We start from the raw sequence: 21,010 nt of genomic DNA, 5'->3' as shown, positions 1-21,010 counted from the left end.
CACGTCTACGCGGGGGACGACGGAACCACGCTGATGCACTACTCGCAGTGGAGCAGCGAGCAGGGCTACGAGGGTTTCGTCAAAACTCACCGGCAGGAGCGGGTCGACGAGATCGACACCCACGTGCCGGGGATAGAACGGGTCGGGCTCGGGCGGTACCGGCGGTATCGGAGCCGGGAGCGGGCCGTCGGGGACCTGCGGGTGCCGGGGCTGATCGTGGCCGTGCGGGTCGACTTCGAGGCCGGGGAGCGGCGGGCGGAGTGGGTCGATCTCGTGCTCCAGGCCGTGGCTGACGATCCGGAGGGGGACGCCGGGCTGATCTCCGCTCACTTCCATCTGAGCACCGACGGCGGGCACGTGCTGAACTACGCCGAGTGGGAGAGCGGCCGGGCCTATGACGAGGCCTTGGCCGCGCCGGTGACTGCTGCGTGGGAGCGGGTGCGGACGTATCCGGGGGTGAAGGGATCGAGCGGGAGCCGGTACCGGCATGCTCTGGGGCTCGTGCCCGGGTGAGGCCGGCTGGGGGTGGTGTCCAGCCGGCCTCCGGGGGTGGGTGTCACGGGCGGAAGCGCAGGACCTGCGGGTCGTGGTCGCTGATCTGGTCGTTGAACTCCGCGTTGATGTGCACGCTGTCGTACTCGAAGGCGCAGTCGCGGCGGATCGACGGGCTGATCAGGATCTGGTCGAGCACCTGGCTGTTGCCCTGGTACGTGTACGAGTAACGCTCGCTGCGGGGGAGCGACTTGATCGCCGACCAGAGTTCGCCGCGGCCCTCGAGGAGCTGCGCGGTGCGGGAGAACTCGAAGTCGTTGATGTCGCCCAGGGCGATGACGTCCGCGTTCTTCTGGGTGTCGAGGATGTCCTTGACGAAGGCGTTCACCAGGGTGGCCTGTTGGTGGCGCTGGGTCTCGGAGCTGCGGGACGGCGGCCGGTACTGGGACGTCAGGCCCTGGTCGCCGCCCTTGGAGTTGAAGTGGTTGGCGATCACGAAGACCGTGCGGCCGCGGAAGACGAACTCACCGGCCAGCGGCTTGCGGCTGTTCTTCCAGGCCTCGTCGGAGGGGGCGACGCGGCCGGGGCTGAGGGTGAGGTGGGCCTTCCCGCGGATCTTCGTGACGGCGGTGGCCGTCGTGGCGTCGCCGCCCGCGCGGTCCGTGAAGGAGACCCGCTCCGGGTTGAACAGGAACGCCTGGCGGATGTTGCCGCCGGGCTCGCCGCCGTCGGTGTTGTTCGCCGGGTCGATCGAGCGCCAGTCGTACTTCGGCCCGCCGGCCGCGACGATCGCGTCGATCAGCTTGGTCAGGGTCTTGTCGGCGGCGACCGTGCCGTCGTTCGTGGCGCCGTTGTTGTCCTGGATCTCCTCCAGGGACACGACGTCCGGCGACTTCAGGTTGTTCACGATCGCGGCGGCGTGCGCGGCGAACGTGTCGTCGGAGGGGTCGAGGTTCTCCACGTTGTAGGTGGCGACCGCGAGTTCGGAGGAGCGCTGCTTGCGGGTCGTCTCGCGCTCGAGGCCCGCGCTCTTCAGCGTGCCGAGCTCGCTCGCGACCAGGGTGTAGCCGCCGAACTGGTTGTAGTCCAGGGGGCCCGCGGTGGTGCCGGTGAGGGTGTCGCCCACGTTCGCCTTGGGGAAGTCCGCCGTCGCGCCGAGGGACTGGATCTGCAGGCGGCCGGTGTTCTGGGCGTCGTAGGAGCCGTAGACCGTGCCGCCGTGGCGGTTGCGGTTCTCGTGCGGCTTCACCGTCACCCAGAGCTCGGTGTACGGGTCGGTGGCGCCGACCACGCGGGTGTCGGCGACCCGGACCGTCATGCCCTCCAGCGACTCGTAGTGGTCCAGGGCGTACTTCGCGGGCTCCAGGGGGAGCGCGTTGATCGAGCCGTTCGCGTCGGTGGCGCCGGCCGGCGCGTAGGCGGCGGGGACCGACCGCGCGGAGACGGTGGTGGCCGCGGGGAGCGGGTTGCCGCTGGACAGGACCGTGAACGTCGGCTTGGTGATCTCCGTCAGGGACTGGTTGCCGGAGGTGGTGCCGCCGGGGACGTACTCCGAGACCGTGCCGCCGACCGTGACGGAGTCACCGACGGCGACGCCCTTCGGCGTGGAGCCGACGAAGACGAAGACGCCCTCGCTGGTCGCGGCGTCGGCGTCCGGATTCGGGTCCTGGATCCAGAAGCCGCGGGACGAACCGTAGGTCCGGATGCCCGTGACGATTCCGGGCACGTCGGTGACCTGCTTGCCGGCGTACGGGGAGATCCGGGTGCTGCCCTGGACATCGTGGATGCGGACCGAGTCCGCGTGCGCGGGGGCGGTGAGGACGATCGTGGATGCCGCGGAGCACGCGGCGGCGACGGTGAGCGCGGCGAGGCGCGCGGACGACTTGCTCGGCAACGGGATTCCCTCCGGGGACGTGACAGGCGCCGGGACGAGGGTGGAACGTGTGGCTGGCGGCCGCTACCTGTGGGGCGGGCGGTGTGACGCGCGTAGAGAGTGGTGAACGGGGTACGTGGTGGGGCTGACCCGGTGAACAAGTGTCCGCCGACTTCTACGCGCGTCAATCTCCTGCCTGCTCAGGGCAGTTGTCAAGGTTTCGGCCATGTACAGACGCTGACGGGGACATGAAGTGGGCGGCATGGGTGTAAATCCGTCTAGGCTGAGCGGCTGAGTCGTATGAGGCGTCCTAGGAGAACAGCCGATGTCAGACAGCTCCCCCCTGCCGCCGGTGCGGCTGCACCCCGAAGCGGAGCTGGCGCGCGACGCGCTGTCCACGCCGGTGCTGTCCCGGGCCGCCCGGCTGGCCCGCTGGGCCGGGCCGGAGACCCGGGTCGACGCGGGAGGCGGGCTCGTCGACGAGCAGCTCCCCGCGGCGGCCGAGGCACTTGACCTGAGCGGAGACGATGCCGCCGCCGACGCCAGTGAGGCGTGGCGGGTGGCCGTGGACGCCGGGCTCGTCGAGATCGTCGACGAGGAGGAGGGCACCGTCAGGGCGGGCGAGGATCTGGCGCTGCTCACCGGCGGCTCGCCGCACGACGTGCTCGCGGTGTGGCTCACGGCGCTGGAGACGGTGCTCGCCGACGCGAGCGTGCCCGACCTGGAGGGACTCGCCGATCTCGTGGACGAGGGCGGCGAGATCGATCTCTCCGCCCTCGACTGGGATCCGGAGGCCGAGGCCGAGTTCCTCGACGGCGTGCTCGGCAACCTCTACCTGCTGACCGCCGGTGAGGACACGCCCGGTGACGCCCCGGTGCCGCTGCCGGCGCTGGCCGCTTCGGTGATCGTGCCCAGCGACATGGGGGAGCCCACCAACGACGTCCTGGAGCAGGTGTCCGACGCGATGATGCGGCTGGACGACCAGTTCCGGACGCTGGAGCCGGTGGGGCTCGTGGAGTACCAGCCCGTCGACGAGGCGCTCATGGCCGACGCCGACGAGGAGCCCTCGGCACCCGTCGAGGACACCGACGTCTCCCGGTACGGCATGGTCCGGCTCACCCCGCTCGGGCTGTACGGCATGCGCGCCCGGCTGATGGAGGCCGGGTTCGAGGCGCCGGCCGTCGGCGAGCTCGCGGACAAGGGGGCCGACGCGCTGCTCGACGGCACGGCCCAGTACCCGCCGGGCGCGGCACAGGCCGAGACCGAGCGATGGCTGGAACGGAGGGAGCCGCTCGCCGCGGCGCGGGAGTTGCTGGCTGCGGCCCGGGGCTCCGACGCCGGGGCGCCGTTGCGGCGGTTGCGGTGTCAGCAGGCCCTGTCGCTCGTCGGCGCTTCGGCCGAGCCCGCCTTGCGGGAGGTGCTCGACGACGCCGAGCTGGGCGGCCTCGCGCGGGTGTGGCTGACCGAGCACGGCGCGGCGGACGTTCCGGCGCCGTCCGAGGCGATGGTGTACTGGCTGACCATCGACACGGTGGCCGCGCAGCTGGCCGCGGAGGGCAACTCGGAGGAGTTGCGGGCGCTGGTGCAGGGGCTTGCTCAGCAGCACAGTGGGTTCTTCGACGCGGTGTGGCGGGTCGATCATCCGGCGACCGCCGATGTGCTGGAGGCGATGGGGCGGTTGCATCCGGACAAGAAGGTTGCCAAGGAGGCGCGGAAGGCCGCGTTCAAGGCGCGGTCGCAGCAGGGGGGCTGAGCCCTACCGGCGGGTGCCGCGTCGTTGCGGCTGGTCGCGCCCACGCGGCGGAGCCGCATATGAGAACAGTCCCGCGCCCCTTTGGGCGGTGTTCAACTCGCGTTCATATGTGAGCGGGACGGTTTCGCCGAACGAGGTCCGCCACCCTCCACGGCAATCCACCGTCACAGGAGACACCATGTCGCTCACCCGCAGGGACTTCGCCAGGAATTCCGCGATCACCGGTGCCGGTGTCGCGCTGGCGGGCAGTGTCGGCGCCCTCGCCACCGCACCCAACGCCCTCGCGTCCTACGACACCGAGGGCAGCACGGAGGAGGCGTCCGCGGACGCGGGGCACGGGGTCGGCTACGGGCCGCTCGTGTCCGACCCGAAGGGCGTCCTCGCCCTGCCCGCCGGATTCGAGTACCGGGTCATCACCTACAGCGGCAGAACCAAGCTGGAGTCCGGTGAGTTCACGCCGTCCAACCACGACGGCACCGCCACCTTCGACGGCCCCCGCGGCACCACCCTGCTCGTCAACAACCACGAGCTGAAGGGCCCGCGCGCCAACTGGAAGTACCCGGTCCCGCTCACCGAGGGCCTCGTCTACGACCCGGCCGCCGCCGGTGGCTGCACGGTCGTCGAAGTGCGCCCCGACGGACGGATCGCCGAGTGGGTCGGCATCGCCGGTACGTCCACCAACTGCGCCGGCGGCCGCACTCCCTGGGGCACCTGGCTCACCTGCGAGGAGAACTCCGACAAGGCCGGCGTCAACGGCATGACCAAGGACCACGGCTACGTCTTCGAGGTCGACCCCGTGGACCGGCGCGCGGGCCGGAGCCCCAAGCCGCTGAAGTTCTTCGGCCGCTACGACCACGAGGCCGTCGTCATCGACCCCAGGCGCGGCCACGCCTACCTCACCGAGGACGCCGCCGGCCCCAACGGCCTCTTCTTCCGCTGGACCCCGCCGACGGGCTTCGAGTACGGCCACGGGAAGTTCCGCAAGCTGGCCGACGACGCCGGGGTCCTCCAGGCGCCCAAGTGCTTCGACTCCGGCGGCAAGTTCGTCGACGACCTGTCCCGCGCCACGAAGATCGGCACCGTCTACGGCGTCGACTGGGTGGACGTACCCGACCGCGACGCCCGCACCACCCCCGTGCGCAAGCAGTTCGGCGACGGGGAGGTCACCCGCGCCCGCAAGCTCGAGGGCATGTGGTGGGGCGACGGCGGCGCCTACATCGTCTCCTCGTACGCCCGTGAGGAGAGCCCGGTCCAGCACGACGGGCAGGTCTGGTTCTACGACCCCAAGCGCCGGACGCTGACGCTGAAGGTGCTGCTCGGCGTGAACCCCGACCCGTCCGAGGACGGCGCCTTCGACGGCCCCGACAACATCACCGTCTCCCCGTACGGCGGCCTCGTCATCGCCGAGGACGGGGAAGGCGTGCAGCACCTGTTCGGGGCCACCGACAGCGGCCGCACCTACCCGATCGCCCGCAACGAACTGAACATCGGCACCGCTCAGGAGCCGGAATACAGCGAGTTCACCGGCGTCACCTTCTCTCCCGACGGCAGGATTCTGTACGCCAATATCCAGACCCCCGGCATCATGCTCGCCATCAGCGGGCCCTGGAAGCGCCAGCGCCGCTGAAGCTTCTGCCCCTCGAACGAGTGATCTTCACTCGTTTTGCCCAGCTCATCCCCGCATCGGAATAGTGTTTCCGTCTCGCGCTGGTGTCATTCGATGCGGGGTGGGCTGTGGGAACGGATCCGCAGGGTGGTTTTGTGACGGGCTCGCGGGTGTGGCTGCCCGACGGCTCAGCAAGAGCGATCGAGGAAGTGGTTTCCAGGCGGCTTCCTGTACTTTCCTTCAGTAAGAGGTGGGACACGAGGCCGGTACGGGTACGGCGCGAACCAAGGTCCGCGGGATCACTCGGTCGGTGACCTCGTCGCCACGGCTCCGGATGCATGGTTTGAGGGAATCCCGCGAGAGGTGCTGAGAATCGGGTTCGTGTCCGGTCGCGTTATCGAAGCCGCACTTGACCAGCAGTGGGTGACGCAAAGGCGCGTGGGGCGACAGGCGTGGGAATGCAAGCCGACCGATGCTCTGAGTTTGGGCGATCGCGTACCGTTTCCATTGACCGCTGCTCATTTCGGGGTGGAGGGCCAGGCTCGAGAGGGGTACTTCATCGGCGCGATGCTGGGAGACGGCGGTATGACGTCCTGCACCCCTGAGTTCCATGGTGACCCGTTGGATGGCGCCGTCGGCTTCATGCGTGACTTTGCCGCGGACCATGGATGCGGTGTGCGTGAGATTCCGCAAGGATCCATCGTCCGGCTGCGATTCCCGTTCAAGGCCGGGCAGCGCAATCCCATCACCGATTGTCTGCGACGCTTCGGTGTATGGGGTCAGCGGTGCCATGAAAAGCGACTCCCTGATATGCAGTTGAGTCGGGACTTCTGGATCGGATGCCTTTCGGGGCTGGTGGACACTGATGGCTGTGTGCGTGAGCGGACCAATGCTCGGGGCACGCAGTATGGCTCCGCCGAGTTCGCTACAGTATCGCCGTTGCTTGCGATGCAGGTGTCCGATGCGCTCTTGCGGTTGGGGGTCGCCAATAGAGTTCGGGTGAACAAGAGGCGGCAGGAGCAGGGGCGTTCCGTCAATGGCTACGCCATCGTGAGTCGACGGCCGATCCAGATCGTTGAGATTTCCCGAGCTGTCGCACTCGTTCGACTTGCCGGGCTTCTGCACCTTCGGATCGGGTACAAAGCGTCCAGGCTGAAGCGACTGGTGCGCACGGTCGGACATGTCGCTCCCGCGCGCAGTGAGATGCACGGCTATGACGAGTCCGTGGCACTCGATCGCGTGAAGAGTATCGCGGCGGTAGGTATTCGTCGCGTGCACGGTGTCATGGCCAGTACCTCTGGCCTGTTCGTAGTCAATGGCCTCGTGACGGCGGCCGGAGATCACACCGGTCCTCAAGAGCCGGTGATCAGGTACTGACGCCCTTCTCCGTTCGGGCTATCTCCCCAGTTTCGCCACGGGGTGAGCCCTGGGGCTTGTTCGTGAGGCATATTGACATCTAACATTTCAGTTCATGGAGGCCATCCGGCCCGTGCCCCGGACCCTGCTCAGGGACCGTGCGTACGAGGCGATCCGGGACGCCATCGTGGCCGGGGAGATCGAACCCGGTGCGGTGGTGCGGGACGCCGAGCTCGCGGAGCGGCTGGGGCTGTCCCGGGCGCCGGTGCGGGAGGCGTTCTCCCGGCTCGTGGACGAGGGGCTGCTGGAGAGCAAGCCGCAGAGCTACACCCGGGTGACCCCGCTCGTGGCCGCCGACGTCCGGGACGCCGCCGCCGTGGTCGGCGCCATGCACGAGCTCGCCACCCGGGGCGCGGTGCCCCGGCTGGACGCCGCCGACATCGAGGAGATGCGCTCCGCCAACGACCGGTTCGCCGCCGCCGTCGGCACCGGCGACGTGGACGGAGCGCTGCGTGCCGACGACGCGCTGCACGAGGTCCTCGTCCGGGTGAGCGGCAACCGCGCCGCCGCCGCGACCGTCGCCCGCTACACCCCGCTCATCCGCCGCCTGGAGCGACGGCGCTTCGGCGAGGGCGGCAGCTGCCGATCCGCCGGGCTGCACGACCGGCTGATCGATGCCTGTGCGGCCGGTGACGTGGCCGAGGCGGTCCGCGTCACCGCGGAGATCTGGCGGGGGCTCGAAGAGCTCGCCGACTGAGACCGACCGAGACCCACCCCGGGAGGACCCGTGTCCCTTTCCTCGTACGAGCGTTTCCCCCTGCTCTTCGGGTCCTCGCCCGTCCACCCCCTGGAGCGGCTGACCGCGCACCTCGGCGGTGCCTCCCTCTGGGCCAAGCGCGAGGACTGCAACTCCGGTGTCGCGTACGGCGGGAACAAGACCCGCAAGCTGGAGTACCTGGTCGCCGACGCGCTCGCCCAGGGCTGCGACACGCTCGTGTCGATCGGCGGGGTGCAGTCCAACCACACCCGCCAGGTCGCGGCCGTGGCCGCCCGGGCCGGCCTCAGTTGCGTGCTCGTGCAGGAGAGTTGGGTGGACTGGCCGGACGCCGTGTACGACAAGGTCGGCAACATCCTGGTCAGCCGGCTCGCAGGGGCCGACGTACGGCTGGTGAAGGCCGGGTTCGGCATCGGGTTCAAGGAGAGCTGGGAACAGGCGCTCAGAGACGTCGAGGAGGCCGGCGGCAAGCCCTACGCCATCCCGGCCGGAGCCTCCGACCATCCACTCGGCGGCCTGGGTTTCGCCGGGTGGGCGTACGAGGTCGCCGAGCAGGAGCGGGCGGCGGGCGTCTTCTTCGACACCGTGGTCGTGTGCTCGGTGACCGGCTCCACCCAGGCCGGCATGGTCGCCGGGTTCGCCGCGCTGGAGGAGGCGGGCGGACGGCCCCGGCGCGTGCTCGGCATCGACGCCTCGGCGAAGCCCGCCGCCACCCGTACGCAGATCGCCCGGATCGCACGGAACACGGGGCAGCTCATCGGCGTCCAGCGGGAGTTGGCCGAGGCCGACGTCGAACTCGACGAGCGGTACCACGGGGGCACGTACGGCATCCCCGACGAGACCACGCTCGCGGCGATGCGGCTCGCGGCCCGTACCGAGGGGATGGTCACCGACCCCGTGTACGAGGGGAAGTCCATGGCCGGGCTGATCGACCTGGTGTCCCGGGGCGAGATCGGCCGCGACTCCACCGTCCTCTACGCCCACCTGGGCGGACAGCCCGCCCTGAACGCGTACAGCGCGCTGTTCTGACCTCCCTGCGCCCCGGTTGGTGGAATCAATCGGCCGGACGGCGGGTTGTGAGCGGATACCTGAGATCTTGAGGAGCCGCCATGCCCGAGGAACCGGCCGTCCGTGAACTCCGCCTGGTGGTGACGGCGGAGGACTACGACGCCGCGCTGCACTTCTACCGGGACGTGCTCGGACTGACCGAGCAGGCCGCGTTCGCCTCGGACGGCGGACGGGTCACGATCCTCGACGCCGGGCGGGCCACCCTGGAGCTGACCGACCCCAAGCACGCCGCCTTCATCGACGAGGTCGAGGTGGGACGGCGGGTGGCCGGACCCATCAGGGTCGCCTTCCAGGTGGACGACTCCGTCGCCGTCACGGCGCAGCTGGCCGCCGCCGGGGCAGAGGTGGTCGCCGAGCCGACGCGCACCCCCTGGAACTCCCTGAACTCCCGGCTCGAGGCCCCGGGCGCCCTTCAGCTGACGCTCTTCACCGAACTGGACGACTGAGGGTCGCCGCCCGGCAGCCCGTACCGGGCCCCGGTGCCGCCGGATACAGTGCTGCGCGTGCGGACGGACAATCAGCGGGCGGAGCCGGGTGCCGACCGGCCCGAGAGTGCCCGGCGCCGGGCCACGATCCACGACGTCGCACGACTGGCCGGGGTGTCACGCCAGACGGTCTCCCGGGCGGTCAACGACAAGGGTGAGATCGACCCGGGCACCAAGGAGCGGGTCCTGGAGGCCGCGCGGCTCCTGGACTACCGGCCCAGCCGGTTCGCGCGCGGACTCGTCCAGAAGGGGACGGTGACGGCGGGCCTGGTCATTCCGGACCTGCGGAACCCGTTCTTCCCCGAGGTGGCGGCCGGGGTGCTGGAGGCGACCGAGCAGCGCGGCTGGCAGGTCGTCGTGTGGGACTCCCGGATGGACGAAACCAGGGAGCGACAGGCGCTCGACGTGCTCTCCCACCAGGCCGACGCGGTCGTGGGCTACTTCAAGGACCCGGACGACGTCCTCACCCGGCACCTCGGCGGCGTCCCCCTGGTGCTGCTGGAGCGCGGACCACAGCAGACCCGGTTCGCGGCCGTCGGCATCGACGCCGCCACCGGCGTCGAACAGGGCATGCACCATCTGTTCCGCACGGGGCACCGCCACATCGGCATGCTGGACGGCGTGCACAGCCCCGGCCCCCGCCGGCAGGCCTTCCTGGACCAGGCTCGCCGGCTCGGGTTGCCGGCCGACGAGGACTGGGTCGTGGTGTGTCCCGAGCACAGTGTGGCGGGCGGCGAGGCGGGCATGGAACGGCTGCTGGCCGCACGCCCGGAGATCACCGCCGTCTTCGGATTCAACGACCTGATCGCGGTCGGGGCGATGCGCACCGCCCGCCGCCGCGGCCGGAGCGTCCCGGACGACCTGGCCGTCCTCGGTTTCGACGGCCTCTCCCTGGGCGAGCTGGTGGACCCCGCCCTGACCACCCTGCACATCGACAAGCGCCGACTCGGGCGGCTGGCCGTGGAGCAGGTGGCCCGGCTGCGCGCGGGTGAGGAGCCGCTGCGGGGCGCGGACGCCTGGGTGGTGCCCGAACTCGTGGTGCGTGCCTCGGCCTGACGTCCGCCCGACGCCCGCCCGACGTCCGCCTTGCTTCCGCGTGCCGTCCGCGTGCCGTCCGCCCGCCGTCCGCCCGCCGTCCGCCCGCCGTCCGCCTGACCTCCGTCGGCGCCGGGCCCGGCAGATCGGCCGTGCGGTTCCCTTGACACCGGTTTTCGGGCGTTCCTCCTCGGGATGCTGCTGGTGACGTAAAGAGGTGAGGCGGCCCGAGGCCGAGCGCACGGGCCGCCCTCGGCGGTTCTCGGTAGGGTGCGCAGAGAGTCCCCGGTTCCGGGGTGGGCCCCATGGTTCGTGAGGAGTGCACCCGTGGCGCAGGCCAGGCCCATGCGGGCGGACGCTCGGCGCAACTACGAGCGGCTGCTGAAGGTCGCCGTGGAGGCCTTCGCCGAGCACGGGGAAGGGGCGTCGCTCGACGACATCGCCAAGCGTGCCGGGGTCGGCTCCGGCACGCTGTACCGGCACTTCCCGACGCGGCACGCGCTGCTGGAGGCCGCGTACCTCGACCGGATCGAGGCGATCGCGGGCCGGGCGGACGAGCTCGCGGCCGAACTCCCGCCGGGCGAGGCGCTGGTCGAGTGGCTGTACGAACTCGGTGCCGGGCTGATCCGGATGCGCGGCTTGCGGGCCCTGCTGGGCCCGGCGGTCGCGGACACCGGTTCCCCTCTGGGAACGGCCTGCGGCGACTCGGTGAAGGGCGCGGCGGGGCGACTGGTCCGTGCGGCTCAGGAGGAAGGCGCGCTACGGCGCGACGTCGAGCCGATCGACGTCCTGCGGCTGGCCCATGGTGTCGCGGCGGCGGCGGAGCTGGCGGACGCGGAGTGCGGGCACATCCGGCGGTATCTGACGTTGCTGACGGAGGGGTTGGAACCGCGGGGATCGTGAGACGACCGGGAGGTCGGTCGCGGGTCCACGCGCCGTAGGGGTGCGGTTGGTTCCTCGGGTGCGGCGGGTGTGTGGCTTGTCGCGCGGTTCCCCGCGCCCCTCAGGGGGCGCGGGGAACCGGCGTGTCACAGCGACTGGGCCGCCGGCTTCACCATTCCTCTCACCGTGCGGGACTTCACGAAGTCGCCCATGGCCGTCATCTCCCACTCGCCGGAGAACTGGCGGATCAGCTTGGCCATCATCACGCCCGTCTGAGGCTCCGCGCTCGTGAGGTCGAAGCGGACCAGTTCCTCGCCCGTCGTGCCGTCCAGGAGGCGGCAGTACGCCTTGGCGACCTCCGTGAACTTCTGGCCGGAGAAGGAGTTGACCGTGAAGACCAGGCCCGTGACCTCCTGGGGGAGGCGGCCGAGGTCGACCGTGATGACCTCGTCGTCCCCGCCGCCCTCGCCCGTGAGGTTGTCGCCGGAGTGCCGGATCGCGCCGCCCACGATCTGGAGCTTGCCGAAGTAGCAGCTGTCGATGTGGTTGCGCTGCGGCCCGTAGGCGATGACCGAGGCGTCCAGGTCGATGTCCTTGCCGCGGTACGCCGGCTCCCAGCCGAGGCCCATCCGGACCTGGGAGAGCAGGGGGCGGCCGCCCTTGACGAGGGAGACCGTCTGGTTCTTCTGGAGGCTGACGCGGCCCTTGTCGAGGTTGATCTTCCCGGCGCCGAGCGCGGGCGGCGGAGGCGTGTCCGGAGCCGCGACTGCGGAGACGTGCGGGGCCGGGGCGGCCGTCGGCGGCTGCGCCGGGGGCGGCGGCGGGGTCACCGGCTGGGCGGGCGGCACCGGCTGGGCCGGGGCGGCCGGCTCCTCCACGGTGACGCCGAAGTCCGTGGCGATGCCCGCGAGTCCGTTGGCGTATCCCTGGCCGACGGCACGGGCCTTCCACTGGCCGTTGCGCCGGTAGATCTCGACGATGACCAGGGCCGTCTCGGCGCCGAGCTGCGGGGGCGTGAACGTGGCCAGGACGGAGTTGTCGTCCGCGTTGCGGACGGTGGCCGTCGGTTCGATGCCCTGGAAGGTCTGGCCCGCGGCGTCCGGGCTCGCCGTCACGACGATCTTCTCGATGCGGTCCGTCCGGCTCCCTACGGCACCACCACGATCTTCCGGCCCACCCCGGCCGCGAACTGCTCCAGGGCCTGCGGGTACCGCTCGACGGCTGGTTGTAGAAGATGAAGTCGTCGTCGGAGCGCACCTTGCCGTCGGCGGTGAGCAGCAGGCCCGATACGTCGAGCCGCACGGGGGCGGCGACGTCCACCGTCACGCGGGCGGCGGACAGGGGGATGTTCGAGCCGGGGGTCATAGCTGTCATGCCCCGTGAACGAGCGAGGCGGTTTTACCGTTCCCTTACCCTGCGCCCAATCGGGTCAGCGCCGATTGCGGGGGTGATCGCGCGCCGTGCGTTCGTTGCCCCGCTTGTAGTTGCCGGTCCAGCGGGCCATGACGAGCTGGGGGTCGCAGGCCTCGACCTCGGCGAGGAAGCGCGCGGCCCGAGGGCCGTTCAGCGTGGTGGCGAGGCGGCCGTGGTGGCTGATGCGGACGGTCCCGCCGGTGTGCTGCTCGTAGCTGAATCCATGGGGGCGCGGCATTCCGCGAGGGTAGGGGACGGGAGGCGGACGCCCCAGCGATTTTCGCCCGCGCCCGGTTGATAGGCGTTCCGCTATCAATCCGTCGGACATCGGCATCGGGCGGAGGTTCCCCCGGCGGCGCGGCTGCACAAGACTGGCGGAGAAGGATCTTGCGCAACCGCTGTGACACGGGGGACGCGGGGGAGGTGTGGGGTGCGGCGTGAGGGGGGGGCCGCACCCCACACGTGTGTGGTCCGTCCGGCTCCCTACGGCACCACCACGATCTTCCGGCCCACCCCGGCCGCGAACTGCTCCAGGGCCTGCGGGTACCGCTCCAGCGGGATGCGGTCGCTGATGAAGACGTCCGGGTCCAGGACGCCGGTCGCGAAGAGTTCCGCCGCCCGTTCGAAGCTGTGCAGCACCGCCATCGAGCCCGTGATGGTGATCTCCTGGTTGTAGATGCGGTACGGGTCGATCGTCACGCGCGTCGCGTAGTCGGCCACGCCGAACTGCAGGAACGTGCCCGCCTTCGCCACCCGGTCCAGGCCGTCCTGGATCGCCGCCGCGTTGCCGGTGGCGTCGACGACCAGGTCCCAGCCCTGCGGGCGGTCGAGGTCGTCCGGGTTCGCCGCCGACGCCGAGACGCCGAGGCGGCGGGCGGTCTCCAGGCGGGCGGAGTTCACGTCGACGACGTCCACGCTCGCCGCGCCCGTGCGCTTGGCCAGCTCCAGCATCATCAGGCCCATCGTGCCCGAGCCATAGATCAGGACATGGGCGCCGAGGCGGGACTGGAGCACGTCGTAGCCGCGTACCGCGCAGGACAGCGGCTCCACCAGCGCCGCGTCCTCGGTGCGGACGTGCTCCGGGAGCTTCACGCAGTTCGCCACCGGGGCGACCGCGTACTGTGCCGCGCCGCCGGCCGTCGTGACGCCGATCGCCGCCCAGCGTTCGCAGAGGTTGTTGTGGCCGGTGCGGCAGTAGCGGCACTCGTAGCAGTAGAGGGACGGGTCCACCGCGACCCGGTCACCCACCGACACCTCCGTGACCTGGGCGCCCACCCCGACGACCTCGCCGGCGAACTCGTGCCCGGGCACGATCGGCAGCTTCGGGGCGAACTCGCCCTGCAGGATGTGCAGGTCGGTGCCGCACAGCCCGCAGGCCGCGACCTCCACGACGACCTCACGCGGCCCTGGCGTCGGGTCGGGGACCTCGGCGACGACGGCCCGGCCCACGGACTCGATGACGGCGGCCTTCATTTCACGGCTCCCAACGACAGGCCCTGGACCAGCTTGTCCTGGGCGGCGAACCCCGCGGCGAGCACCGGCAGGGAGATGACGAGCGACGCGGCGCACACCTTGGCCAGGAACAGACCCTGGCTGGTGATGAAGCCGGTCAGGAAGACGGGGGCGGTCTCGGCGACGACGCCGGTCAGCACCCGTGCGAAGAGCAGTTCGTTCCAGCTGAAGATGAAGCAGATCAGGGCGGTCGCCGCGATGCCGGGCAGGGCCATGGGGGCGACCACACGTGTGAGGACCGTCGGCAGCCGGGCTCCGTCCACCCGTGCCGCCTCGATCACCGCGACCGGGATCTCGGCGAGGAACGACTGCATCATCCACACCGCGATCGGCAGGTTCATCGAGGTGTAGAGGATGACCAGCAGCCAGATGTTGTCCAGCATCCCGGCGTTCTTGGCGAACAGGTAGATCGGCAGCAGGCCCGCCACGACCGGCAGCATCTTCGTCGACAGGAAGAAGAACAGCACGTCCGTCCACTTGCGGACGCGGTTGATCGACAGCGCGTACGCGGCCGGCAGGGCCAGGGCGAGGACGAGCAGTGTGGACACCACGGACGCGACCGTCGAGTTGATCAGGGCGGGCCAGGGGCTCGCGCCGCCGCCCGCGCCGAAGAACTCGCGGTAGCCGTCCAGGGTCAGGGCCGCCGCGAAGGACGGCGGGTTGGTCGCCGCGTCCGCTTCCGAGTGGAAGGACGTCAGGGCCATCCACGCGATGGGCAGGAAGAACGCGATGCCGAGCAGCCAGGCCAGCAGGCCCAGGCCCGCACCCTTGCCTCGGACCCGGCGGGCACGCAGTGCGGTCGTGCTCATGCGCGGGACACCTCCTCACGGAACAGGGACGACACCACGCGCAGGGCGAAGGTCGCGATGACGATCGAGCCGATGACGACCAGGACGCCCGCGGCCGAGGCGAGGCCGTTCTCGTGGGCCTGGTAGAAGCTCTGGTAGACGGTGTAGGGGAGGTTTGCGGTGCCCAGGCCGCCGGACGTGATCGTGAAGACCGCGTCGAAGTTCTGGACGATGTAGATCGAGCCCAGCAGAGCGCCCAGTTCGAGGTAGCGGCGCAGATGGGGGAGCGTCAGGTGGACGAAGATCTGCCAGTCGCTCGCGCCGTCGACCCGGGCGGCCTCGATCTGCTCCTGGTCGCGGCTCTGCAGGCCGGCGAGCAGGATCAGCATCATGAACGGCGTCCACTGCCAGACGAGCGACGCCTCGACCGCGAGCAGCGGGGTGTTGGAGATCCAGTCCGGCTGTGGGCCGCCCACATAGTGCAACAACCCATTGAGGAGGCCGTACTCAGGGTTGTAGAGCACATGCTTCCAGAGGAGTGCCGCTGCCACGGGGACCACGAGGAACGGGGCGATCAGCAGGGTGCGGACGAAGCCGCGGCCCCGGAACCTCCGGTCCAGCAGCAGGGCGAGCACCAGTCCCAGCACCAGGCTGGCCAGGACGACCGCGACCGTCAGCAGCACGGTCGTCCACACCGAGTGGCGCAGGTCCGCGTCGGTGAGGACCTCCTGGTAGTTGCCGAGGCCGGTGAAGTGCCGGGCGTCGGGATAGAGGGAGTTCCAGTCGAAGAAGGAGATCACCAGCGTGGCCACGAACGGCAGCTGGGTGACGACGATCATGAAGATCAGGGCGGGGAGCAGCGGGGCCCGGGTGGCCCAGGCGCGCAGCCGGGCCGAGGGCGGACGTGTCGCGGGCACGGGGGGCGTGGCCACGGGGGCCGTTGTCGTCGCTGTCATCGTCCCTCGTACTCCTCGGAGATCTTCTCGGCGAGCGCCTGTGACTTCTTCAGGGCCGAGTCGACGGACTGGCGTCCGGCGATGGCCGCGCTGATCTCCTGGGAGACCTTGGTGCCGAGGTCGGTGAACTCGGGGATGCCGACGAACTGGATGCCGGGGGCGGGCCGGGGCTGCACCCCGGGATCGTCGGGCCGGGCCCCCTCGATGGCCTCCTTGGTCATCTCCTGGAAGGCGGCGGCCTCCTTGCGGTAGTCGGCGTTGGCGTAGGTCGAAGCCCGCTTGCCGGCCGGCACGTTGGACCAGCCCGCCTTGTCGCCGACCAGTTCCTCGTAGCCCTTGCCGGACGCCCAGGAGACGAACTTCCAGGCGTCGTCCGGGTTGCGGGAGGCGTTCTGGATGCCCCAGGCCCAGGTGTAGAGCCAGCCGGAGGACTCGGTCTTGTCGACCGGGGCGGGGGCGTAGCCGACCTTGCCCTTGACGGGGGAGTTCGCCGCCTCCAGGGATCCGGCCGCGGACGTGGCGTCGTACCACATGGCGACCTTGCCCTGGGTCATGTTGTTCAGGCACTCGGCGAAGCCGGACTGGGCGGCGCCGGACTCGCCGTGCTCGCGCACCAGGTCGACGTAGAACTTCGTCGCCTTCTCGAAGGCCGGGGAGTCGAGCCGCGCCTTCCAGTCCTTGTCGAACCAGGTGCCGCCGAAGGTGTTCACGACCGTGGTCAGGGGTGCCATCACCTCGCCCCAGCCGGGCAGGCCGCGCAGGCAGATGCCCTTCATGCCGGGTTCGGCGCCGTCCGCCTTCGCCGCGAGGTCCGCCACCTGCTGCCAGGTGGGGTGCGCGGGCATGGTCAGGCCCTTCTTCTCGAACACATCCTTGCGGTACATCAGGAACGAGGACTCGCCGTAGAAGGGCTGGCCGTAGAGCTTGCCGTCGTCCCCGGAGAGGGACTGGCGCATCGGCCCCAGGACGTCCTGCTCGTCATAGGCCGGATCCTTGGTGACGTACGAGTTCATCTCGTGCAGCCAGCCGTTGCGGGCGTAGATCGGTATCTCGTAGTTGGACAGCGTGGCGACGTCGTACTGGCCGGCCTGGTTGGCGAAGTCCTGGCTGATCTTGTCGCGGACGTCGTTCTCGGGCAGCACGGTGAAGTTGACCTTGATGCCCGTCTCCTTGGTGAAGTGGGCGCGGGTCAGCTTCTGCAGCTCGACCATCTGGGGGTTGTTGACCATCAGGACGTTGATGGCGTCGCCGCCGGATCCGGCCCCGCCCGCGCCGACCCAGCAGCCGGAGAGCAGCGGGGCGAGCAGCGTCCCTGCGGCGGCCATGGCGAGCGTGGCTCGCGGTGGCCGTCGTCGGCTCTGGGTTCGCATGGATCGCTCCTGGAGATATGGGGAGAGGGGGTATGAGTAGAGGATGTACGGGGAGATAAAGGGCATCGCGGGGCGTGGCTGTGCCCTGGGGGGACATGGGGTTCGGTGGGTCAGACGCGGATGACCTGTGGTCCGAGCAGTGAGTAGCGGTGGGCCTCGGCCGCCGGCAGCAGGGTGCTCGTCACGATCGTCTCCAGCGCGCCGACCTCGGCGAACCGGCAGAAACTGACCGCTCCGAACTTGGTGTGCACGCCGGCGAACACCGTGCGGCGGGCGGCCCGGATCGCCTGTGTCTTGACCTCGCTGACGGCCGGGTCGGGGGTGGTGAGGCCGTGTTCGCGGGAGATGCCGTTGGCGCCGATGAACGCCAGGTCGACGACGAAGCCGGCCAGCATCTTGGTCGTCCAGTGGTCGACGGTGGCGAGGGTGCCGGAGCGGACCCGGCCGCCCAGCAGCAGGACGGACACGGTGTCGGTCTCGGCCAGGGCGCCCGCGACCGGCAGGGACGCGGTGACCACGGTCAGCGGCCGGTCCCGGGGGAGTGCTTCGGCGATGAGCTGCGGGGTGAAGCCCTCGTCGACGAAGACGGTCTCGGCGTCGCCGAGCAGTTCGGCGGCGGCGGTGGCGATGCGCCGCTTCTCGGGGACGTGGCTGGTGGCGCGGAAGGCGAGCGTCGTCTCGAACCCGGCGCTCTCCACGGGGTAGGCGCCGCCATGGGTGCGGCGGAGCAGGCCGTGGTCCTCCAGGACGCGCAGATCCCGCCGGACGGTCTCCTTGGCCACGCCGAGTTCGGAGGCGAGGGCGGTGACGTCGACCGCGCCGTCGCGCCGGGCGGCCAGCACGATCTCGCGCTGACGTTCTTCCGCGGTTCTGTTCATGGCCGTCACCCGCCTCCCTGCTGTGCTGCCCGTTCGGGCCCTCGGTCGGGCCATGGGGGAAGTTCTACAGCGGGTCCTCGACGGTGGCCAGGTCTGTTGCGGGCGCGATCCTGCCCGTGTGTGCCCGTTCGGTCCCGGACATGCGCGGTGTGCCGCGGGCGGGTCGTGGCCCTCCACGGGTGCGTTGTGGCTGGTCGCGGGGTTCCCCGCGTCCCTGGCGACGCTGCCCGACTGTGTGCGAGCCGTGCCCGAATGCCCGAGCGGGCGGGCCCGTTCTCTGCCCGCCCGCCTGTACGCGACGACTTGTTCCGGTCAGTACGGCCAGATCGGCGGGTCCGTCACGAACTGGCCGCCGAGGTAGGCGTGCGCCTCGTTGCCGTCCTGCAGTTCGCCCTGCTCGGCGATGAGTTTCCCGGCGAAGGGCTCGGAGTCGTCCTGGGGGTCGTAGCCGAGCGCCCGCGCCGAGGTCAGGTCCCACCACAGGCGGGTGTTGGCGGAGGAGCCGTGCACGACCGTGTGGCCGACGTGCTCGGCGGTCAGGGCAGCGTGGAAGAGCCGGGCGCCGTCGGCGGGGCTCATCCACACCGAGAGCATCCGCACGCTGGTCGGCTCCGGGAAGCAGGAGCCGATCCGCACCGAGACCGTCTCCAGGCCGTGCTTGTCCCAGTAGAGCTGGGCCAGGTCCTCGCCGAAGCACTTGGACAGGCCGTAGAAGGTGTCCGGGCGGCGCGGGGTGTCGATCGGGATGAGGGGGTCGTCGCCTCGCGGGCGCGGGGTGTAGCCGACGGCGTGGTTGGAGGAGGCGAAGACGATCCGGCCGACGCCCTCCTCGCGGGCGGCCTCGTAGAGGTGGTAGGTGCCCTCGATGTTCGCCTTGACGATCTTCTCGAAGGGGGCTTCCAGGGAGATGCCCGCGAGGTGGATGATCGCGTCGACGCCCCGGACCGCCTCGCGCAGGGCCTCCTGGTCGGCGAGGTCGGCGACGATCGCGTCCGGCGCGCCCTCGATGGGGCGCAGATCGAGCAGGCGCAGCTCATAGCCGTAGTCCGGGAGCAGGTCCCGCATCAGGGTGCCGAGGCCCCCGGCGGCGCCGGTGAGCAGAACGGTGCGGGGAGCGGGCATCCTCGGTTCTCCTTGAATCGGCCATTGTGCACATGAGCGCACGCCATTCATATGCGTGGACACGCTAAGGAGGCGGGGTGGAGCACGTCAAGTGTGTCGTGGAGGTGGCGAATTCGCTGGTATGTCGCGGGTTCGCGCGCTTGACCGGCGCCGAGGCGGCGCCTTAGCGTGGGATTGTTCAGAAATATAGACGGCAATCATGAATATGGAACCGGGAGAGCTTGTGACGTCAGCCCCTCTCGCCGCCCGACTCGGCATCCCCAGCGGACCGCTGTTCTTCCCGGTCACCGCCTACGGACCCGACGGCTCCGTGGACCTGGACACCTATCGCACGCATGTGCGCCGCGGGGTCGAGGCCGGGGCCGCCGCCGTGTTCGCCTGCTGCGGCACCGGCGAGTTCCACGCGCTCACGCCAGAGGAGTTCGAGAGCTGCGTCCGGGTGGCCGTCGAGGCGGCCGAGGGCCGGGTGCCGGTCGTCGCGGGCGCCGGGTACGGCACCGCGCTCGCCGTGCGCTACGCCCGCCTCGCCGAGGCGGCCGGGGCGGACGGTCTGCTCGCCATGCCGCCCTACCTCGTCGTCGCCGGGCAGGAGGGGCTGCTGCGGCACTACCGGGAGGTGGCCGCGGCGACCTCCCTGCCCGTCGTCGTCTACCAGCGCGACAACGCTGTCTTCACACCGGAGACCGTCGTCGAACTGGCCCGCACGGACGGGATCATCGGCCTCAAGGACGGGCTCGGCGACCTCGACCTCATGCAGCGGATCGTCAGCGCCGTACGCTCCGCGAGCCCCGGGGACTTCCTCTACTTCAACGGCCTGCCGACCGCCGAGCAGACCCAGCTCGCCTACCGCGCCCTCGGCGTCACGCTCTACTCCTCCGCCGTGTTCTGCTTCGCGCCCGAGCTCGCCCTCGCCTTCCACCTGGCCCTGCGGACCGGCGACGAGCCGATGGTGGAGAAGCTGCTCGACGGCTTCTTCCGCCCCTTCGTCGAACTGCGCGCCCAGGGCCGCGGCTACGCCGTCGCCCTCGTCAAGGCCGGTGTACGGCTGCGCGGCCTCGACGTGGGGGAGGTGCGGCCCCCGCTGCACGAGCCGACCGGGGATCATCTCAAGCAGCTCGCCGAACTGATCGAACGCGGCTACGCGCTGCTGGAGGAGGCCAAGTGAAGGCGTCGGCATTCGTCTACCCCTGGGACGTCAACGGGGACCCGGAGGCGCCCGCGCGGATCGCCGGGCTGGGCGTGGACCAGGTGACCCTCGCCGCCGCCTACCACTCCACCCGCGCGCTCACGCCCCGCCACCCCCGCCACCGCATCGTCACCGCCGAGCACGCCGCCGTGCTGTACCCGGCGGGCGACCGCTGGGACGGGCGGGAGCTGCGCCCCTACCAGGCCGGCGGCTGGGCCCCCGGGGACGCCTTCGGCGAGGCCGCCGCCGCGCTCACGGACGCCGGTCTCGAGGTGCACACCTGGGTCGTCCTCGCGCACAACTCCCGCCTGGGCGCCGAGCACCCCGGCACCTCGGTCGTCAACGCCTACGGCGACCGCTACCCCTGGGCGCCGTGCATCGCCCAGCCGGCCACGCGCGCGTACCTGATCGATCTGGCGGCGGAGGCGGCCGTCCGGCCACGGGGCGCGCGGCACGGAGC

General features: G+C 70.7%; 18 protein-coding genes and 2 pseudogenes. 11 read left to right on the top strand and 9 right to left on the bottom strand.

Features of this window, described 5'->3' with window-relative positions; translation table 11 throughout:
- The coding region (locus tag SSQG_RS08980; RefSeq protein ID WP_078506831.1) for an antibiotic biosynthesis monooxygenase at positions 1 to 513 on the top strand (513 nt) is incomplete at its 5' end.
- 43 nt (positions 514 to 556) lie between these two features.
- Here the strand turns inward: SSQG_RS08980 and SSQG_RS08975 are convergent.
- Positions 557 to 2,386 (bottom strand): endonuclease/exonuclease/phosphatase family protein, encoded by a 1,830-nt coding sequence (locus SSQG_RS08975; RefSeq protein WP_003989417.1) that lies wholly within the window; start codon positions 2,384 to 2,386, stop codon positions 557 to 559.
- Between the two features lie 304 nt (positions 2,387 to 2,690).
- Here SSQG_RS08975 and SSQG_RS08970 point away from each other — a divergent pair, with 304 nt between their 5' ends.
- The 8 genes from SSQG_RS08970 (at position 2,691) to SSQG_RS08935 (ending at position 11,346) form a co-directional block, all read left to right on the top strand.
- Positions 2,691 to 4,118, top strand: a complete 1,428-nt coding sequence (locus SSQG_RS08970) for a hypothetical protein (protein ID WP_003989416.1) — start codon at positions 2,691 to 2,693, stop codon at positions 4,116 to 4,118.
- A 178-nt stretch (positions 4,119 to 4,296) separates the two neighbouring features.
- The gene (locus tag SSQG_RS08965; protein WP_003989415.1) at positions 4,297 to 5,745 is read left to right on the top strand and encodes an alkaline phosphatase PhoX; all 1,449 of its coding nucleotides are present in this window, start codon (positions 4,297 to 4,299) and stop codon (positions 5,743 to 5,745) included.
- Between the two features lie 360 nt (positions 5,746 to 6,105).
- Entirely contained in the window at positions 6,106 to 7,101 is a 996-nt protein-coding gene (locus SSQG_RS08960) for an LAGLIDADG family homing endonuclease (protein ID WP_158681020.1), read from the top strand.
- 94 nt (positions 7,102 to 7,195) lie between these two features.
- Positions 7,196 to 7,837, top strand: a complete 642-nt coding sequence (locus SSQG_RS08955; RefSeq protein ID WP_003989413.1) for a GntR family transcriptional regulator — start codon at positions 7,196 to 7,198, stop codon at positions 7,835 to 7,837.
- A 30-nt stretch (positions 7,838 to 7,867) separates the two neighbouring features.
- Positions 7,868 to 8,884 (top strand): 1-aminocyclopropane-1-carboxylate deaminase, encoded by a 1,017-nt coding sequence (locus tag SSQG_RS08950; RefSeq protein ID WP_003989412.1) that lies wholly within the window; start codon positions 7,868 to 7,870, stop codon positions 8,882 to 8,884.
- An 80-nt stretch (positions 8,885 to 8,964) separates the two neighbouring features.
- On the top strand, positions 8,965 to 9,369 hold the full coding sequence (locus tag SSQG_RS08945) for a VOC family protein (protein WP_003989411.1): 405 nt from the start codon (positions 8,965 to 8,967) through the stop codon (positions 9,367 to 9,369).
- A 57-nt stretch (positions 9,370 to 9,426) separates the two neighbouring features.
- Positions 9,427 to 10,464 (top strand): LacI family DNA-binding transcriptional regulator, encoded by a 1,038-nt coding sequence (locus SSQG_RS08940; protein ID WP_003989410.1) that lies wholly within the window; start codon positions 9,427 to 9,429, stop codon positions 10,462 to 10,464.
- A 306-nt stretch (positions 10,465 to 10,770) separates the two neighbouring features.
- On the top strand, positions 10,771 to 11,346 hold the full coding sequence (locus SSQG_RS08935) for a TetR/AcrR family transcriptional regulator (protein WP_039932185.1): 576 nt from the start codon (positions 10,771 to 10,773) through the stop codon (positions 11,344 to 11,346).
- 125 nt (positions 11,347 to 11,471) lie between these two features.
- Here SSQG_RS08935 and SSQG_RS08930 read toward each other — a convergent pair.
- From SSQG_RS08930 to SSQG_RS08895, 8 genes and pseudogenes are all read right to left on the bottom strand, one after another.
- Positions 11,472 to 12,690 (bottom strand): annotated as a pseudogene (locus SSQG_RS08930) (TerD family protein).
- A 64-nt stretch (positions 12,691 to 12,754) separates the two neighbouring features.
- Positions 12,755 to 12,976 (bottom strand): hypothetical protein, encoded by a 222-nt coding sequence (locus tag SSQG_RS08925; protein WP_039932184.1) that lies wholly within the window; start codon positions 12,974 to 12,976, stop codon positions 12,755 to 12,757.
- Positions 12,977 to 13,221: 245 nt separating this feature from the next.
- Positions 13,222 to 14,211: a zinc-dependent alcohol dehydrogenase family protein gene (locus tag SSQG_RS08920; RefSeq protein ID WP_003989406.1), complete on the bottom strand. Its 990-nt coding sequence runs from the start codon at positions 14,209 to 14,211 to the stop codon at positions 13,222 to 13,224.
- Positions 14,208 to 15,059: a carbohydrate ABC transporter permease gene (locus SSQG_RS08915; protein WP_003989405.1), complete on the bottom strand. Its 852-nt coding sequence runs from the start codon at positions 15,057 to 15,059 to the stop codon at positions 14,208 to 14,210. The genes SSQG_RS08920 and SSQG_RS08915 overlap by 4 nt, the downstream gene beginning before the upstream one ends.
- Complete coding sequence (locus SSQG_RS08910) at positions 15,056 to 15,994, bottom strand: carbohydrate ABC transporter permease (RefSeq protein WP_003989404.1); 939 nt, start codon at positions 15,992 to 15,994, stop codon at positions 15,056 to 15,058. Before SSQG_RS08910 ends, SSQG_RS08915 begins: the two co-directional genes overlap by 4 nt.
- Positions 15,991 to 17,364: an ABC transporter substrate-binding protein gene (locus SSQG_RS08905; protein ID WP_003989403.1), complete on the bottom strand. Its 1,374-nt coding sequence runs from the start codon at positions 17,362 to 17,364 to the stop codon at positions 15,991 to 15,993. The genes SSQG_RS08910 and SSQG_RS08905 overlap by 4 nt, the downstream gene beginning before the upstream one ends.
- A gap of 110 nt (positions 17,365 to 17,474) precedes the next feature.
- A complete protein-coding gene (locus SSQG_RS08900) occupies positions 17,475 to 18,242 on the bottom strand; it encodes a DeoR/GlpR family DNA-binding transcription regulator (protein WP_039934894.1) in 768 nt (255 codons plus the stop codon).
- Between the two features lie 312 nt (positions 18,243 to 18,554).
- Complete coding sequence (locus tag SSQG_RS08895; protein ID WP_003989401.1) at positions 18,555 to 19,364, bottom strand: NAD-dependent epimerase/dehydratase family protein; 810 nt, start codon at positions 19,362 to 19,364, stop codon at positions 18,555 to 18,557.
- Between the two features lie 223 nt (positions 19,365 to 19,587).
- Here SSQG_RS08895 and SSQG_RS08890 point away from each other — a divergent pair, with 223 nt between their 5' ends.
- Complete coding sequence (locus SSQG_RS08890; RefSeq protein WP_003989400.1) at positions 19,588 to 20,529, top strand: 5-dehydro-4-deoxyglucarate dehydratase; 942 nt, start codon at positions 19,588 to 19,590, stop codon at positions 20,527 to 20,529.
- Positions 20,526 to 21,010 (top strand): annotated as a pseudogene (locus tag SSQG_RS08885) (hypothetical protein); the annotation flags it as partial. The gene SSQG_RS08890 and the pseudogene SSQG_RS08885, both read left to right, overlap by 4 nt.

It is taken from the genome of Streptomyces viridochromogenes DSM 40736 (assembly GCF_000158955.1).
Taxonomy (GTDB): Bacteria; Actinomycetota; Actinomycetes; order Streptomycetales; family Streptomycetaceae; genus Streptomyces; species Streptomyces venetus.
This window is presented reverse-complemented; position numbering and strand designations above follow the sequence as displayed.